This window comes from Streptosporangium roseum DSM 43021 (assembly GCF_000024865.1).
In the GTDB taxonomy this organism is placed as follows: Bacteria; Actinomycetota; Actinomycetes; order Streptosporangiales; family Streptosporangiaceae; genus Streptosporangium; species Streptosporangium roseum.
In genome coordinates, this window is sequence record NC_013595.1 from 303,822 (window position 1) to 319,707 (window position 15,886).

General features: G+C 72.1%; 13 protein-coding genes. 5 read left to right on the plus strand and 8 right to left on the minus strand.

The genetic code is table 11. From position 1 onward, the window contains the following. Positions 1-74: 74 nt before the first annotated feature. Entirely contained in the window at positions 75-977 is a 903-nt protein-coding gene (locus SROS_RS01485; RefSeq protein ID WP_245564538.1) for an alpha/beta fold hydrolase, read from the plus strand. A 69-nt stretch (positions 978-1,046) separates the two neighbouring features. On the opposite strand, the gene SROS_RS01490 is transcribed toward SROS_RS01485, so the two are convergent. After that, the gene (locus SROS_RS01490; RefSeq protein ID WP_012887096.1) at positions 1,047-1,553 is read right to left on the minus strand and encodes an SRPBCC family protein; all 507 of its coding nucleotides are present in this window, start codon (positions 1,551-1,553) and stop codon (positions 1,047-1,049) included. Between the two features lie 409 nt (positions 1,554-1,962). Here SROS_RS01490 and SROS_RS01495 point away from each other — a divergent pair, with 409 nt between their 5' ends. The 3 genes from SROS_RS01495 to SROS_RS01505 all read left to right on the plus strand — a co-directional run bounded on the left by SROS_RS01495 (position 1,963) and on the right by SROS_RS01505 (position 7,447). Next, entirely contained in the window at positions 1,963-2,436 is a 474-nt protein-coding gene (locus SROS_RS01495) for a toll/interleukin-1 receptor domain-containing protein (protein WP_012887097.1), read from the plus strand. A 50-nt stretch (positions 2,437-2,486) separates the two neighbouring features. Further along, positions 2,487-5,693 (plus strand): FxSxx-COOH system tetratricopeptide repeat protein, encoded by a 3,207-nt coding sequence (gene fxsT, locus SROS_RS45580; protein ID WP_012887098.1) that lies wholly within the window; start codon positions 2,487-2,489, stop codon positions 5,691-5,693. 290 nt (positions 5,694-5,983) lie between these two features. Next, on the plus strand, positions 5,984-7,447 hold the full coding sequence (locus SROS_RS01505; protein ID WP_012887099.1) for a carboxylesterase/lipase family protein: 1,464 nt from the start codon (positions 5,984-5,986) through the stop codon (positions 7,445-7,447). Between the two features lie 107 nt (positions 7,448-7,554). On the opposite strand, the gene SROS_RS01510 is transcribed toward SROS_RS01505, so the two are convergent. Beyond that, positions 7,555-8,508 carry an ornithine cyclodeaminase family protein gene (locus SROS_RS01510; protein WP_012887100.1) on the minus strand — a complete coding sequence of 318 codons (954 nt, stop codon included), beginning with the start codon at positions 8,506-8,508 and terminating at the stop codon, positions 7,555-7,557. A 44-nt stretch (positions 8,509-8,552) separates the two neighbouring features. Beyond that, positions 8,553-9,044 carry a pyridoxamine 5'-phosphate oxidase family protein gene (locus tag SROS_RS01515; RefSeq protein WP_012887101.1) on the minus strand — a complete coding sequence of 164 codons (492 nt, stop codon included), beginning with the start codon at positions 9,042-9,044 and terminating at the stop codon, positions 8,553-8,555. A 150-nt stretch (positions 9,045-9,194) separates the two neighbouring features. On the opposite strand from SROS_RS01515, the gene SROS_RS54160 reads away from it, so the two are divergent. Continuing rightward, positions 9,195-10,013 carry a winged helix-turn-helix transcriptional regulator gene (locus tag SROS_RS54160; protein ID WP_012887102.1) on the plus strand — a complete coding sequence of 273 codons (819 nt, stop codon included), beginning with the start codon at positions 9,195-9,197 and terminating at the stop codon, positions 10,011-10,013. Positions 10,014-10,163: 150 nt separating this feature from the next. Here the strand turns inward: SROS_RS54160 and SROS_RS01525 are convergent, their stop codons facing one another. From SROS_RS01525 to egtD, 5 genes are all read right to left on the minus strand, one after another. Beyond that, positions 10,164-11,342, minus strand: coding sequence for a sensor histidine kinase (locus SROS_RS01525; protein ID WP_012887103.1), 1,179 nt, complete (start codon positions 11,340-11,342; stop codon positions 10,164-10,166). Between the two features lie 161 nt (positions 11,343-11,503). Then, entirely contained in the window at positions 11,504-12,112 is a 609-nt protein-coding gene (locus SROS_RS01530; protein WP_012887104.1) for a hypothetical protein, read from the minus strand. A gap of 150 nt (positions 12,113-12,262) precedes the next feature. After that, entirely contained in the window at positions 12,263-13,369 is a 1,107-nt protein-coding gene (locus SROS_RS01535) for a M20 family metallopeptidase (RefSeq protein ID WP_043651126.1), read from the minus strand. A 248-nt stretch (positions 13,370-13,617) separates the two neighbouring features. Then, positions 13,618-14,847 carry an ergothioneine biosynthesis PLP-dependent enzyme EgtE gene (egtE, locus tag SROS_RS01540; RefSeq protein WP_012887106.1) on the minus strand — a complete coding sequence of 410 codons (1,230 nt, stop codon included), beginning with the start codon at positions 14,845-14,847 and terminating at the stop codon, positions 13,618-13,620. Beyond that, positions 14,844-15,824 carry an L-histidine N(alpha)-methyltransferase gene (egtD, locus tag SROS_RS01545; RefSeq protein WP_012887107.1) on the minus strand — a complete coding sequence of 327 codons (981 nt, stop codon included), beginning with the start codon at positions 15,822-15,824 and terminating at the stop codon, positions 14,844-14,846. Before egtD ends, egtE begins: the two co-directional genes overlap by 4 nt. Positions 15,825-15,886 lie beyond the last annotated feature (62 nt).

Consider the following 15,886-nt stretch of genomic DNA (forward strand, 5'->3'; position numbering starts at 1 on the left):
TGACAGGTCGACTCCCGTTCAGTGAATCTATATTCAGCGAATTCGGATTCACTGAAAACTGGTTCATACACAGTATGACCTATCGAGAGGGCGAAACCATGGGCACCGCGAGCCACGGAGACATCGAACTCGCCTACGAGACCTTCGGTCCCCCCGACGGGGAGCCGCTGCTGCTGATCAGCGGAACCGGGGTCCAGATGCTGATCTTTCCCGAGGACCTGTGCCACGCGCTCGTCGATCTCGGCTTCCAGGTCGCCAGGTTCGACAACCGTGACACCGGCCTGTCCACCCACCTGGCGGACGCGCCGGCGCCGGGCTGGTTCACGACCATGATCCGCCCGTCTTCGGCGCCCTACCGGCTGGAGGACATGGCCGGGGACGCCGTCGCGGTGCTGGACGCGCTGGGGTGGGAGTCGGCGCACCTGGTCGGCACCTCGCTGGGCGGGATGATCGCCCAGACCCTCGCCATCCGGCACCCCTCCCGGGTGCGCACCCTCACCTCGATCATGTCCACCCCCGCGGCCCGGATCGGCACCATGCCCAAGATGGCCACCCTGAAGGCGATCCTGAAAATCTCGGGCATGCCGGTGACCAGCCCGGACCAGGCGGCGCAGGAGGCGGTGGCGATGAAGAGGCTCATCGGCTCCCCGCGCTACCCCTTCGACGAGCGGGAGGTGGGCGACATCGGCCGCCGGTCCTACGAGCGCCACCCCGGAACCCCCGAAGGCGACGCGCGCCAGCGCGCCGCGGTCGCCGTCTCCGGAGACCGGCGCAGGGCGCTGGCCAAGGTGCGGATCCCCACCCTCGTCCTGCACGGCGAGGACGACCCGATCATCCGGCTCAGGGCCGGTCGGGCCACGGCGGACGCCATCCCCGGCGCACGGCTGGTCACCTATCCCGGCATGGGTCACGACCTGCCCAGAGCCCTCTGGCCGTCCATCCTCGACCAGATCCGCTCCCTCGCGCTCGCGCGCTGAGGTCCCCTGCGCGCATCGGGCAGGACACGGGCGGCCGCGCCGGCCCGGCGGATCAGGCCGGCGCCGAGGTCACTGACGCGTCATCGCGTCGAGGGTCTCGGTCATGTGCTTGCGCAGCTCGCCCATCCGCACGTCGAGGATGACCGAGGCGATCTCGGGGTTGCCCTCGATCATCTCGCGCAGACCGCTCTGACCGGGACCGTGGACGAAGCTGTGCCGGACCAGGGTCTGCCCCGGCGAGTCGCCCGGCTCCAGCTCGTAGCGCCACCTCGACGAGGGGCGGTCCGGGTTCTCGTCGCGGTCGAGCACCAACCACGCGAACGTGCGCGGGCGCTCCACCTCGGTGATCATGCATGTCACCGTCCAGACCCTGCCCTGCCGGCGGTTGCGCCCCTGGAACCGCTGGCCCTCCCGCAACGCCGGAGCGCCGGTGCCGATCCAGGCCCCCTCCTCGCACTCCGGGCTCCACTCGCCGATGCGGGGCACGGCCGTGATGAGGTCCCACAGCCGCTCGGGCGGGACGCCGACGGTGATCTCCAGGTCCACCCCGGCGCCGGTGATGCCGTAGTCCTCCATGCCAACCTCCGCAAGCTCACGGCACGCCGGGTGGTGCCTTCATCGTCGATCGACTCCTACGATGAACGATCAGCCCGCCCGTGGACAGAGGTCTCACCCCCCTACCTTGTCCGGCGGCCCCCCACACCGGATGACGCCCGGCCTCTTCCCGATCGCGGTGGGAGTGGAGGCCCTCCCTCTACTCGTCTTATAAATCGGATTTATGAGTTTAAATTAGATATATCTTGCTAAATCGGATAATTCATCCATGGTGGCCGTATGGCGTGGCCTGTTGCGCGGCCGATCCGCTGAGCCCGCGGGGGAAACGGGCGCTTATGCGACTTGGCGTTCATTGCGGTCGGCATGCCGAGTACGGGTAAGTTACATGGCGGTGGACAGCGGTTCGCACCGGGCGTCGAGCGGAGGCATCATGGCGGAGAACGGCCCGGTGGTGAGCCACACAAAGGATTTCTTCGTCACCTACAACGGCAAGGACGAGCCCTGGGCCACGTGGATCGCCGCGACGCTGGAGACGGCCGGATACACCACGACGATCCAGGCATGGGATTTCCGGCCGGGCGACAATTTCATGGCGGCCATGGATCACGCGTTGACCATGTGCCGGCACACCCTGGGCGTGCTCTCGCCTGACTACCTGACCTCGCTGTTCACCCGCGCGGAGTGGACCGCGGCCTACCGCCAGACGCTGCTCGGCAAGACCCGCGGGTTCGTCCCGGTCCGGGTGGCCGAGTGTGACGTGGCCCCGCTGCTCGGGCCGCTGGTCTACATCGACCTGGTGGACGTCGAGGAGGCCGAGGCCCGTGACCGGCTGCTGGAGGGGGTCGCCGAGCGGACGGCCCGGCCGTCCGGCAGTCCCCGCTATCCGGGTGGCCCGCGCCCCTGACACCGCGCTGAGAAACAGGATCATGGCGGACGCGGAGAGCGGGAGGGCCGGTGCCGGGCACTGAGTACGAGGCGGACTTCTTCGTCAGCCACGCCGACGCCGACGCGCAGTGGGCGGAGTGGATCGCGGCGGAGCTGAAGGGCGCCGGCTACGGAGTGATCGTCAAGGCGTGGGACTTCCTGCCCGGGGAGAACCTCCTCGACAGGCTCGACAGGGCGCTGGCCACCTGCCGCCACACCATCGGCGTGCTCTCGCCGGACTACGTGGCCTCGGAGATGGCCGCCCGTACCGCCGCCCACTACCAGGGGCTGGAGGGCAAGGAACGGGCGCTGATCCCCGTCAAGGTGGCCGATCACCAGGTCCCGCCGTCGATGGGGCCGATCATCTCGATCGACCTGTGCGACGTCGGCGAGGAGGACGAAGCCCGCAGCCGCCTGCTGAACGGGGTGGCCGGCCGCGTCGCGCGCGTCGCCCGCGGGGGTTTCCCGAACGCCCCCGCCAACCGGACCCGGTTTCCCGGCGCCGCCCAGGAGGTGTGGGAGCTCCGCGGGCACCGCCCGGATCCGCACTTCGTGGGACGGGACGACGCGCTGGCCGGCCTGCACCGTGCCTTCCGCGCCGGGCGCGCGACCTCGGCCGTCCAGGCGATCACCGGCCTGGGCGGCCTGGGCAAGACCCAGCTGGCGGTCGAGTACGCCTCCCGTCACGCCGCCGCCTATGACATGGTGTGGTGGATCCGCGCGGAGGACCCCGCGACCCTGCGGGGTGACTACGCCGAGCTCGCCACGGTGCTGGGCCTGCCGTTCGACCAGGACGGCCAGGCGGTGGCGGCGCTCCGCCAGGAGCTGCGCCGGCGTAAGGACTGGCTGCTGGTCTTCGACAACGCGGAGGACCCCGGCGAGGTCTTCCCGCTCCTCCCCGACCGGCACTCCGGGCACGTGCTGATCACCTCTCGTCTCCGGGAATGGCAGCATGCCGAATCCCGGCACATCGAGGTCCTCCCGCTGCCGGCCGCCGTGGAGTATCTGCGGCGGCGGGGGCAGGTGACCGACGCCGGCACGGCGCGGGAGCTCGCGGAGGCCCTGGGCCGCCTGCCTCTGGCGCTGACCCAGGCCGCCGGCGTCATCGCCGACGGCATGCGCGCGACCGACTACCTCGGCCTGCTCCGGAGGCAGTCACCCGAACTGTTCGTGCAGGGCCGTGCCGGGGCGCACGACACGACGATCGCCTCCACGTGGCGGGTGTCCTTCGACCGGCTCGCCGACCGGTCCCCGGCCGCCGTGGCCCTGTTCCGCCTCGCCGCGTTCCTCGGGGCCGAGGCGATCCCGCTGGACCGGCTCACCCCGGTGCCGGACATGCCCGCCGAGCTCGCCGAGGCCCTGAACGACCCGTTCCGGCGCCGCGACGCGACCCGGGCCCTCGGTGAGTACTCCCTGGCCGAGACCGGCGACGGTCTCCTGTCGATCCACCGCATGGTCCAGACGGTCACCCGCACCGAACTGGCCGGCGACGAGCCCTTCTGGGCCGGGCTCGCGCTCGCCGTGACCACCGCGGCGTTCCCCCGCGACGTCCGTGATCCGCGATCCTGGCCCGCCTGCGAAGCGGCGCTCGCGCACGCCATCGCCGCCGCGGAGCACGCCGGGCGGCTCCACGTCGACACCGGGGGGACCGTCGACCTGCTGAATCAGGTCGCGCTCTACCTCCTGGCACGGGGGAGGACGGACCGGGCCGCGACCGCCGTCGAGAACGCGCTGACCCTGGCCGCGCGGCTTCCGCGGGACGCGCCGGAGTGTCTCCGCTGCCGCAACACGCACGGGCTGCTGCTGCTGGCCCAGGGCGACCGCGCGGCGGCGTGCCAAGCCCACGAAGAGGTGTACGAGGCCAGGATCCGGATCCTGGGACCCGACGACGTCGACACCCTGCGGGCCGGCCGGGACCTGGTCGAGGCGCTCTATTTACAGGGGCAATGGGCGCGGGCCACCCGGTTGCAGGACCGGCTGGTCCAGGCGTTCACGGCGGTCCTCGGCACCGACGACCTCGAAACGGTCACCTCCGTGGCCTACCAGGCGACCCTCCTGCGCAACGCCGGGCAGTACCAACGGGCCCGCACTCTTGAGGAAGGGGTGCTGGAGGTCCGCCGGCAGCGACTGGGCGAGGAGCACCCTGACACCCTCAATGCGATGGCCAACCTCGGCGCGACCCTGCACGCCCAGGGGAAATGGGAGAAGGCTCGCACCCTCGTGGAGGGGGTGCTGGAGGTGCGTCGGTGGCTGCTGGGTGAGGAGCATCCCGACACTCTCGACGCAATGGCCAACCTCGGCTCGATCCTCCATTCGCAGGGTGATCTGGACGGAGCCCGCGCTCTCGTGGAGCGGGAGTTGGAGGTGTGTCGGCGGCTGTTGGGTGAGGAGCACCCTCACACCCTTGGCGCGATGGCCAACCTCGGCTCGATCCTCCATGTGCAGGGTGATCTGGACGGAGCCCGAGCCCTCAAAGAGGGGGTGTTGGAGGTGCGTCGGTGGTTGCTGGGTGAGGAGCACCCCGACACCCTCACCGCGATGGCCAACCTCGGCGCGACGCTCCATGCGCAGGGTGATCTGGACGAGGCCCGAGCCCTCGAGGAGGGGGTGTTGGAGGTGCGTCGGTGGTTGCTGGGTGAGGAGCACCCCGACACCCTCACCGCGATGGCCAACCTCGGCGCGACGCTCCATGCGCAGGGTGATCTGGACGAGGCCCGAGCCCTCGAGGAGGGGGTGTTGGAGGTGCGTCGGCGGTTGCTGGGTGAGGAGCACCCCCACACCCTCACCGCGATGGCCAACCTCGGCGCGACGCTCCATGCGCAGGGTGATCTGGACGGAGCCCGCACCTTCAAGGAGCGGGTGTTGGAGGGGCGTCGGCGGTTGCTGGGTGAGGAGCACCCCCACACCCTCACCGCGATGGCCAACCTCGGCGCGACGCTCCATGCGCAGGGCGAGATGGCGGAAGCCCGCTCGCTGCTCTTGGAAGCCCTCACCGTCAGCCAGCGGGCCTTCGGCAAGAAGAACACCGTCACCTCTGAGATCGCGTGGCGGATGGTGTCGACCTACGACAGGCCTCATGAAACAGCCAGGAGGAAAAACCTCATATTGGAGAATTTGTCCTGGCTCGCCAAGGAGCCGCCCAGCCGGCTGACCGGCCAGCAGAAGAGCATCAAGGACCGTGTCAAAGGCCTCTTCGGTGGCAGGTCCGCCAAGCGCCAGGGGAAGCGCGGCAAGTGATCCACCGGCCGGTCCGGCGGGGGTGAAAGGCGGGACATGCCGCGAGGTGGACAGCATGCTCGGAGAAGACAGTCTCGGGCACCGGCTGGCAGTCTTCGCCGTAGGCGACACGAGACGGACAGGTGATTTGGATCCCGGTACGCCGCGTCGCCGGAACGGCTCACGAAGATCTACGCCCTGTCACAGGGGCAGAGGAGGACGTAAGCCAGGTGAAGCGGCGGACGCTGTCGAGGGGATCGTCGAGTGTGCCGGTCGCGTAGCCGCCTGTGGCACCGGCGCAGGCGACCGCGATGACGTCGTCACACGACCCGGTGGTCGAGACGGCCGCCGGCGCGGTCCGCGGCCGCCGTACCGGCGGTGTCACGAGGTTCGGCGGGATTCCGTACGGCGCGGCGCCGGTGGGCGAGCGCAGGTTCGCCGCGCCCGCGCCGCCGCCCGGCTGGAGGGGCGTCCGTGACGCCTTCGAACCGGGACCGGCCGCACCGCAGTCGGCATCCCGGCTGGACGGGATCGTGGGTCCGATGCGGTTGCCCCGGCAGTCCGAGGACTGCCTGTCCGTGAACGTGTGGACCCCGGACCTGCGGGGCCGCCTGCCGGTGCTGGTCTGGCTGCACGGCGGCGCCTACATCACCGGTTCCGGGGGGCAGGACTGGTACTCCGGAGCCCAGCTGGCCGCGCACGGGGACCTCGTCGTCGTCACCGTCACCTACCGGCTCGGCCCCCTGGGCTTCCTCTACCCGGCCGGGCGGATCGAGGACATGGGCGGGGGCAACGCCGGGCTGCTCGACCAGATCGCCGCCCTGCGCTGGGTCCGGGAGAACATCGCGAGCTTCGGCGGCGACCCCGGTCAGGTCACCCTCGCCGGCCAGTCCGCCGGTGCGCTCTCCGCGCTCGCCATGATGTCCACGCCGCACGCCGACGGCCTGTTCCGGCGGGTCGTCATGCAGAGCACGCCGACCGGCATCGCCCCGATGACGGCGGCCGACGCGACCACCGTCACCGAGCGCTACCTGCGAGCGCTGGAGCTCAGTCCCGGCCAGGCGCACCGCCTGCGCACCTTGCCGGTGGACCGGTTGCTGGCGGCCCAGGGCGAGCTTCTGCGGGCGTCCCCGCCCCTGCGGCTCGCCCCGCCGTTCCAGCTCGTGGCCGACGACGACCTGGTGGCCGCCGACCTCCTGAACGCGTCCGGCTGGGCCGACGGCATGGACCGGCTCATCGGCTCCACGCGCGACGAGGCGGCGGCCTGGACCGCCTCCGACGAGCGCCTCCGCGACCTCGACCGGTCCGCGGCCGTCGAGGTCGCGCGCGGCTTCCTCGGCGAGGCGGCCGAGGACGAATACCGGAGGGCAAGCGAGGAGGCGGTGCACCCCACTCCCCTGGAGGTTCTCAAGCTCCTGGCCACCGGCCACTTCTTCGAGCGTGACATCCCGCGGCTGGCGGCGCGTTCCGGTGGCCGCTCCCACGTCTACCGGTTCGACTGGTCCCCGGCCGGAAGCCCGCTGGGCGCCTGCCACTGCATCGAGCTGCCGTCCGTCTTCGGGACGCTGAGGGCATGGAACGAGGCGCCCATGCTCGCCGGGGCCGACCGGCCGGAGCAGGCGTCACTGGCCGTGGCCGTGCAACACGCGTGGGCCGCTTTCGCGCATACGGGAGACCCCGACCACCATGGGATACCCGGCTGGCCGGAGTATCGCGCCCGCGGGGCCGTGATGCACTTCGACAAGGACCCGCACGTCCGCACCGCGGGTCGCTGAGGATCCGGTCCGTATGGCGGTGCACGGCTGAGGAGGCCGTACGGCGCCGGACCGCGGGCAGCCTCGGGGAGCGCGGGCGCCGCCGTACCGGTGGGCGGGACCGCAGGTCAGCCGAGAAACTCGAACTCAAGGCCCGTGCCGCTGTCCAGGGCGCGGCGGTAGGCGACCCAGGCGAGCGCCAGGTCCTGCCAGGGCAACCCGACCGGCGCGTAGACGGTGATCTCGTCGTCGCCGCGACGGCCGGGCACCTCACCCCGCAGCACCTGGGCCAGCGTGCCCGCCGCATCGTCCGCGGTGAGGCCCGCGTTGCCCAGCGCACCCATCGCGACCGCCAGGGGCACGTCGTCGACGATGACGCGGCCGGCCCGGAGCAGGTCGGCGGCGAGCTCGGACTTGCCGGGCTCGTCGGCGCCCAGGGAGGTGACGTGAACGCCCGCTCCGACGTCCCCGGCACGCAGAAGGGGCTCGCGTGACCAGGTGGCGAGCACGACGATCTCCGCGCTGCCGGCCGCCACGGCCGCGTCGGAGACCACGTCGCAGCGGGTGCCCGAGAGGGCGGCCTGGCGCTCGGCGAAGTCCGCCGCCCGCCGGGCGTCGAGATCGGCGACCACCAGGTGGTCCAGTGGCCGGAGCGCCGCGAGGCCCCGCATGACCAGCTCGGCCTGGGCTCCGGCGCCGACGACCGCGACCGTGGCGGCGCCGGGACGGGCGAGCACATGTGTGCCGAGCGCCGCCGAAAGACCGGTCCGCCACGCCGTCACGGTCGCCGAGTCCACCAGCGCCAGCAGCTCGCCGCTTTCGAGATCGTGCAGGCAGACGACACCGCGCAGAGCGGGCCGCGCGCCGGGGAACTTGGCGTTGACCTTGACCGTGTAGGCGGGGACGCCCTCGATCAGCCCCGGGATGAGCGCGGTGGCCGTACCCGGACCGGGCAGGTCCGTACGGATCCGCTGAGGTGCGACAGCCGGGGCGGCGGCGGCGAACCCCTGCTCAAGGGCCGTGAGGCACGCATCCACATCGAGCAGGCGTTCCAGGTCGGAGCGGGAGAGAAGCAGCGTCACAGGACGATCTTTCCATCCGTGCTCCGGTCCGCCGGGGTGCGGGGTCAGGCGGCGCCTTCGGCCCGCCATACCCTCGCCGGCCGGCCGGTGGCCAGGTCCCGGCCCCGCAGCACCTGCACGCGCCAGGGGTCCAGGCGCAGCACGTGGTACTCGGGATCAGACGGTCCCTTCTTCCAGTACGTCTGCGGGTCGTAGCCGACCGGCGGCGGGCTGCCCTGGCGGTAGAGCTCCCACACCTCGCGCTTCACCTCGTGGTCGTCGACCCACGAGGCCACGCTGTCGACGTACACGGCGTTCTGGGCCGGGCTCCAGTAGGAGGTGGTGACGTGGGGGTTGCGTGCCAGATGGGCGGTCTTCACCGGGGTCCGGTACGTGGCGATCCAGCCGACCGGACGGCCGTCGATCACCTGCCAGATCGGCACCAGGACCCGAGAGCGGGGGCGTCCCCTGCTGTCCACCGTGGTCATCGTCGAGTACTTGATGTCCGCGACGAACTCGAAAAACTCCCTTTGCAGCTCGGAGAACGCCTCTACCATCGCCGGCTGCCGCGCGACGTGGACTGCGATGTGGACACGGGATGGCTCCTCGGGATGCGGAGGTCGGGCAAGGCGGTCCGCGAGGGGTCTCTCGCGGCCTGTCAGTTCCCTCTTGTAAGTAAGGGCATCATGCGGCAGCATTGAGTGGTGATGGAAGACGGCACTTCGAAGTCACCGAGTAACTGCCTGGGAACCGAGGACGACTACGACGCCCGCCAGTGGGACACCAGGGAGGACTGCGAGGTCCGCCAGATCCTCGATCGGGTGGCGGACAAGTGGTCACTGCTGGTGATCGCTCTGCTGGACCGGCGCGTCCTGCGCTTCACCGAGCTGAGCCGCAAGGTCGACGGCATCAGCCAGCGCATGCTGACCGTGACGTTGCGCCAGCTTGAGCGCGACGGCCTGGTGCGCCGCACCGTCCATCCCGTCGTGCCTCCCCGGGTGGACTACGAGCTCACGCCTCTGGGCGTGACCCTGCATGACACGATCCAGTCGCTCGTCATGTGGACGGAGAGGCACCAGAACGAGATCGCCGTCGCCCGCGCCGACTACGACGCCCGTGCCGACGTCGCCTCCGCCGCGCCGGTCGCGCCGCTTCCGGTGAGCCGTGGAGCCATGGCGGCCGGCCGTACCGGGGGCCGGCCTGCGGTCCCGGGCCGTAACGGAACCCTGACCGCGGACCGTAACGGAACCGCTGCCGCGGGCCGTAACGGAACCCCGCCCGCAGGGCGCGACGGAACTCCCGGCGCGGGCCGTAACGGAACCCCGGCCGCGGATCGTGACGGCACTCCGGCGGCGGCCGCGGGTGGTGACGGGAGCCGGGCCGGTGCGACCACGCCCCGGTGCGAGACGTGCGGCGCCCCCATCCACCTCGCCCGCACGGGCCGGCCCGCCAGGTTCTGCGGTACGGCCTGCCGGCAGAAGGCGCATCGCCTGCGCTCCCGCGCCGTCGCCCGCGACCTGGTCTGATCCCACCGACCGGCGGGCCTGCCGCCCGCCGGTGCACGGCTCCCGGCAGCCGGCCTCCGAGGAGCACATGTTCCCGAGGTACGGCTCGCGGGTGTACGGGGCTCGGAACAGCGTCGCCGGGTACGACACGCGCTCGCGGGTGTACGGGGCTCAGACGGTGAAGCGGGCCGCGACGGCGGTCAGCGGCAGCCGTACCGACACCTGGAACCCCGGCCCGTCGGCGCGGCGTCCCGCGGTCGCGGTGCCACCGCAGGCGGCGGCGCGCTCCCGGATGCCGATCAGGCCGTTGCCGCCCGGCGGGAGGGAGAGCCCGGAGCCGAGGCCGTCGTCGGTGATGTCGATCGTCAGAGCGTCGTCCTCCCAGCGGAGGCGGATGTCGGCGCGGGAGGCGCCCGCGTGTTTGACGATGTTGGTCAGCGCCTCCTGGGTGATCCGGTAGGCGGCAACCTCGACGTCGGGAGGGAGCGGCCGGGGCTCGCCCCGGGTGCTGTAGGCCACGTCGAGCCCGGTGCCCGTGACCTGGCCGGCCAGCGTGGGCAGGTCGCCGATGGTCGGTTGCGGCGCGCGGGGCCCCTCCTCCTCCTTGAGCACTCCCAGCATCCTCCGGAGCTGGACCATCGCGTCGCGCCCCGAGGCGGCGATCGCGTCGAAGGCCGCCTCGGCCCTGGCCGGATCGCTTCTGATCACCACGGGTCCCGCCTCGGCCTGGACCACCATGATGCTCACGGCGTGGGCCAGGATGTCGTGCATGTCGCGTGCGATCCTGGCCCGCTCCCGTTCGGCGGCCCGCTCCGCCTCGACCCGGTGCTCGCGCTCCCGTTCGGCGGCCCGCTCCTCCAGGACCGCCGCGTAGGCGCGGGAGACGGAGACGGCCCTGCCACCCGCGTACGCGGCGACGAACAGCACGGTGCCGCGCAGCGCGGTCTCGGACGAGCCGACCAGCAGCAGTCCGCCGCAGATCGTGATGAAGAGCATGAGCAGGCGGGGCCAAGGAGGGGAGTACACGGCGACGGTGTAGATCGAGATCATCCCGGTGTACCAGACCGGCTGCGCGGGCACGTTGTCGACGAAGTCGTACATGGAGGTCGCCGCGAGGGAGACGGCCAGCACGGGCAGAGGCGCCCGGCGGCGCCAGAGCAGCGGTGTCACGGCGGTGATCACGACCGCGTACCCCCACCAGTGCCAGGGCGCGGGGTGGGGGTTGTCATGGGCCAGGAACGGCCACAGCTGCGCGACCATCACCACGGAGGTGAGTGCCACATCCACCCACCAGGGGGGAAGGGCTCGCAGTCGGCTGCGTAACCGGGCGATGAATGGCAGATCGGACACGATGCCCCATCCTGCTCCCTCTCGGAGCACCCCGGTACCGGAGGGTGGCCCCTGCCGGGACCACAGCCAGGACCACAGCCGGGGCCATGGCCGGGGCCGGAGGCGCACGCGGCCGACCGGCGGCCAGGGGGTGGCTCGCCGGTCGGCCCGTACCGGGCTGCTCACGCGTGGGTGACGGCACGCCGGGCGGCGTGGGCGGCGACGGGCTCGGCCGTGGGCGCGATCCCGCGGGCGAGGGAGATGAAGGAGACGAGCAGGAAGATCGCCCCGAGCGGGATGAAGTCGCGGTCGACGATCGGGAGGACGAGGTCGAACAGGACCAGCACCGGCGTCCAGGCCTTGACGCGGCCGATCACGGCGAGCTGGACGACGAGGGCGAGCTGGCCGAGGTAGAAGAGGTAGGGGCCGCCGTCGTAGATCGCGAGGGAGACACCCGGGACGGCCTGGATCCGGTCGAACAGGACGCCCATCGCCGCGTGGTCGGCGGAGAGGAACCCGACCACGATGTCGATGACGAACTGCGCGGAGGCGGCCAGGACACCGACGGTGCCCATCACGGCGCTCACCGTGGACAGGGCGTCGCGGTTCGCCATCCGCCGCATCTCCCAGAAGATGGGGACGAACAGGGCCAGGGCGGCGAGGAATGCCAGGTGACCGGTGGTCCAGGCGAGGCCGGGGCCTCTGCTGCCGTCGAGGCCGTCGAGGATGCGGATGACTCCGTAGGCCAGGACGAGCAGGGGGGCGGCGACGAATGCGAAACGAGGGTTCATCTCAAGGGCTCCAGGCGGTTGGCGTATGCCTTAATCCTGGGTTTTTCCAGCTCGGAAGGGATCGCCGGGCAGAGCGATCCTCATCTCCCCGGTGAGAGGGAACGGATATCCCCCGTACCGGCGATGCGGGCGGCTTCCGGGGGCCCGTTCTCATGGAGGGGCGGGCATGGTGCCGAGGTCCAGGAGGAACTCCTTCAGCGCCCGGTAGTACGGCGCGATCGTGGTGATGTCGGCGTATTCGTCGGGGCCGTGCTGGCCGTCGCCGCCGATGCCGAAGATGACGGCGTCGACGCCTCGCTGGTAGTAGAAGCGCCCGTCGGCGGCGCCGTGCTTGCGGAGGAAGTCGGCGCGGTAGCCCTGGTTCCGCGCGGCCCGCTGGAGCCCGCGCACCTCGGGACGGTCCCGGTCGGCATGGTGGGGCGGGTCGACGTGGTGGACGACGGGAGTGACCCCGGGCTCGCAGAAGGCGGCCAGGTACGCCGTGATCTCCTCGGCGCTCCTGCCGTCCAGGTCCGCGTCCCGGGCCGGGAAGCGGATGTCCAGCCACGCCTCCGCCAGGGACGGGACCTGGTTTCGGGCCTCGTTCGGGGTCTCGATCCGTGCGACGTTGACGGTCGTCCGCCAGACCTCCTCGGTGGCGGCGGGATACCTGGCCAGCAGGTTGTCCAGGCTGCGGACCAGCTTGAGCAGGGCGTTGTCGCCGAGCCACTGGTAGGCGCCGTGGGCGCTCCGGCCGGTGGCCCGCAGGTCCGCGGTGATCATGCCCTTGGAGTCGGTCACCACGCGTAGCCCGCTCTGCTCGCCGATGACGACGAAGTCGCCGACGACCCCCTGCTCCAGTTGGTGCAGCGTGCCGTCGCGCCCGCCGACCTCCTCGTCGGTGACGAGCTGCAGCGCGATCGGGTACGGCAGGCCGCCGGCCAGCTCGCGGAAGACCTGGGCCTGCACCAGCGCCGACACCTTCATGTCCTGGGCGCCCCGGGCGTAGAGGCGGGTGCCGTCGAGGCGCGGCCTGAACTGGTGTGGGGGAGCCGGCACGACGTCGAGGTGGGCGTTGAGGACGACCCGGAAGCGCGGGCGTTCCGCGTCGCGGTAGACCAGCGCGCTCGGCTTGCCGCCGGACTCGAACCGCTCCACCGTGAAACCGGATCCGACCGATCCGAGCACCAGGTCGAGCGCCCGGTGCAGCTCGCCGGGCCGATCGGCGGTCGACGGCACGGCGAGCAGCTCCCGGGCCCTGTCCAGGAAGGAAGCCATGTCGGGCAAGGCGGCCGGGTCCGAGGAGGAAGCCGGGTCCGGGGAGGAAGCCGGGTCCGGGGAGGAAGCCGGGTCCGGGGAGGGAGCGGGGGCCTGAGAGGGGGTGACGGCCGAGGAGGAAGCCGGGTCTGCGGGGGAAGCCGGGTCCGGAGCCTGGGAGGCGGCCGGGTCCGGGGAGGGATAGGGGGGAGGGGGCATCGCCTCATCCTGCCTTCCGGGATGTGTCCTCGCCGGCCGCTCCGGGCGGCTCATCGGTCGAGAACGCGGGCGAGGGCGTGCAGATCCTCCTGGTACGCGCCCGGGGAGGGGGAGATCCGCAGCACGGGCGTGGGCAGGTCCGCGGGCGCCCGGCCGACCGGCACGGTGCCGATCAGCAGGGACGCCTCCGCCGCCCGCGACCGGGCGTCCTCGACGGCCGCCTCGGGATCCACGCCCGGCGGCGGCCTGAGGGTGACGATGGCGGACGGCTCGTCGAGCGGCTCGCCCGCCCGCCAGCCGCCGATCCCGTCGAGGAGGCGCCGCGCCGTGACACCGAGCTCCGCCAGGCGGGCGTGGACCGCGGCGGGGCCGAGAGCCTGGTGTTCCAGTACGGCGGCGCCGAACCCGGCCCGCGCGGCGATCGATCCCTCCGAGGTCTCGTAGCGGGCCGCGCCCGCCAGCGGTGACACCTCCCCCCGCGCCCATCCGGGCCCGTCGAGCACGGGAGCCTGTCCCCGTACCCAGCCGGGCCCGTCGCCGGGCCCGTCGAATGTGGGAACGTCTCTCCGCGCCCACTCATGCCCGCCGAGCGCGGGAGCCGCGGCGTCCATGTCCCCGGCCAGGCCGGGTACGACGAGGAAGCCGGCACCGCGCGGTCCGGCGAGCCACTTGCGGGAGGTCCCGACATAGGCGGTCGCACCGGCATCGCCGGTGTCCACGTGGCCCAGGGACTGGCAGACGTCGAGGACCAGCGGCACCCCGGCGGCGCGGCACAGCCGGCCCACCGCCGCCGCGGGCTGCACGACGCCCCGGTGGGAGGAGACGTGCGACAGGACGACCAGGTCCAGCCCGCCGGCCAGCATGGACGCGAGGCCGCCCGGGTCGAGGCGGGAGTCGTCGTCCACGGGCAGTTCGAGGAGCTTCCAGTCGCGGAGCCGGGCCAGGCGGTACAGCAGCATGACCGTGCTGCCGTACTCGGCGCGCGTGACGCCGACACGGCTGCCCGGCGGGAGCGGCCATCCGCCCAGCAGCGCCGCCATCGCGGCCGTCCCGCTCTCCAGGAAGGCGACGTCGTCCGCGCCGGCGCCGACCATCGCGGCCAGCGCGGCCCTGGACGCGTGGAGGTCCGGGACCGCCCGGTAGCCGCCCACCTCGCGCTCGTGCCGGAGGTGTCCGATGACGGTGTCGAGTGTCCGGTCACTGGGGACGTTGCATCCGGCGGCGTCGAGGTGGCCGGGCGGTACGGAGGACCGTGCCGCCCGCCAGCTCTCAGCGATCATGCGCGGGCCAGGACGAGGCTGAAGTCCCCGGTCGGATCGGTGTAGTGGTGGTTCACCGTGAATCCGGCCGCGGCCAGCTCCTTGCGCAGGCCTTCGGGGCGGAACTTGGCGCTGATCTCGGTGCGCATCTCCTCCCCGGCGGCGAAGGGGACGGTCAGGCCGAGGCCGCCGACCCGCACGCGCATGGCCCGGCTCGCGCGCAGCCGCATCTCGATCCAGTCCTGCCGCGCGTCGTAGATCGCGACGTGGTCGAACGCGTCGGGTTCGAAGTCGGCGTCCAGCTCCCGGTTGACCACGTGCAGGACGTTCCGGTTGAAGGCGGCGGTCACCCCGGCCGCGTCGTCGTAGGCCGCGACCAGCCGCCCGGTGTCCTTGACCAGGTCGGCGCCGAGCAGGAAGGTGTCGCCGGACCGGAGGGTGCCGCGCAACTCCTTGAGGAACACCTCGCGCGCCGCCGGATCGAGGTTGCCGATGGTGCCGCCGAGGAAGGCCACCATCCGCCGCCCCTCCCGCGGCAGCAGCGCCAGATGGTGCTCGAAGTCGGCGCAGACCGCCTGCACGGCCAGGCCGGGGTAGCGGGCGGCGAGGCGCCGCGCGGCGTCGCCGAGGGTGACCGCGTCGACGTCCACCGGCGTGTAGGTGCGCAGCGTCCCCGTCGAGGAGAGGGCGTCGAGCAGCAGGACGGTCTTCTCGCTGGTCCCCGAGCCGAGCTCGACCAGGGTGTCCGCGCCGCTGCGCGTGGCGATGTCGAGGGCCTCCCTGCGCAGGATGGCCAGCTCGCGGCGGGTGGGATAGTACTCCGGCAGCCGGGTGATCTGGGAGAACAGATCGCTGCCCGCCGCGTCGTAGAACCATTTGGGCGGCAGCCACTTGGGCGTGGACGTCAGCCCGGTGCGGACGTCGTTCTCAAGTGCCTGGCGCAGGTAGTCGTGGCCGAGATGGTTGACCAGGTGTACGGCTGACTGGCTGACGGACACGGGGCCTCCTGGGTCGATGGGTCACGGTCCCCCTCGCCTGGCGGCTCGTCGGTCCGTGACCG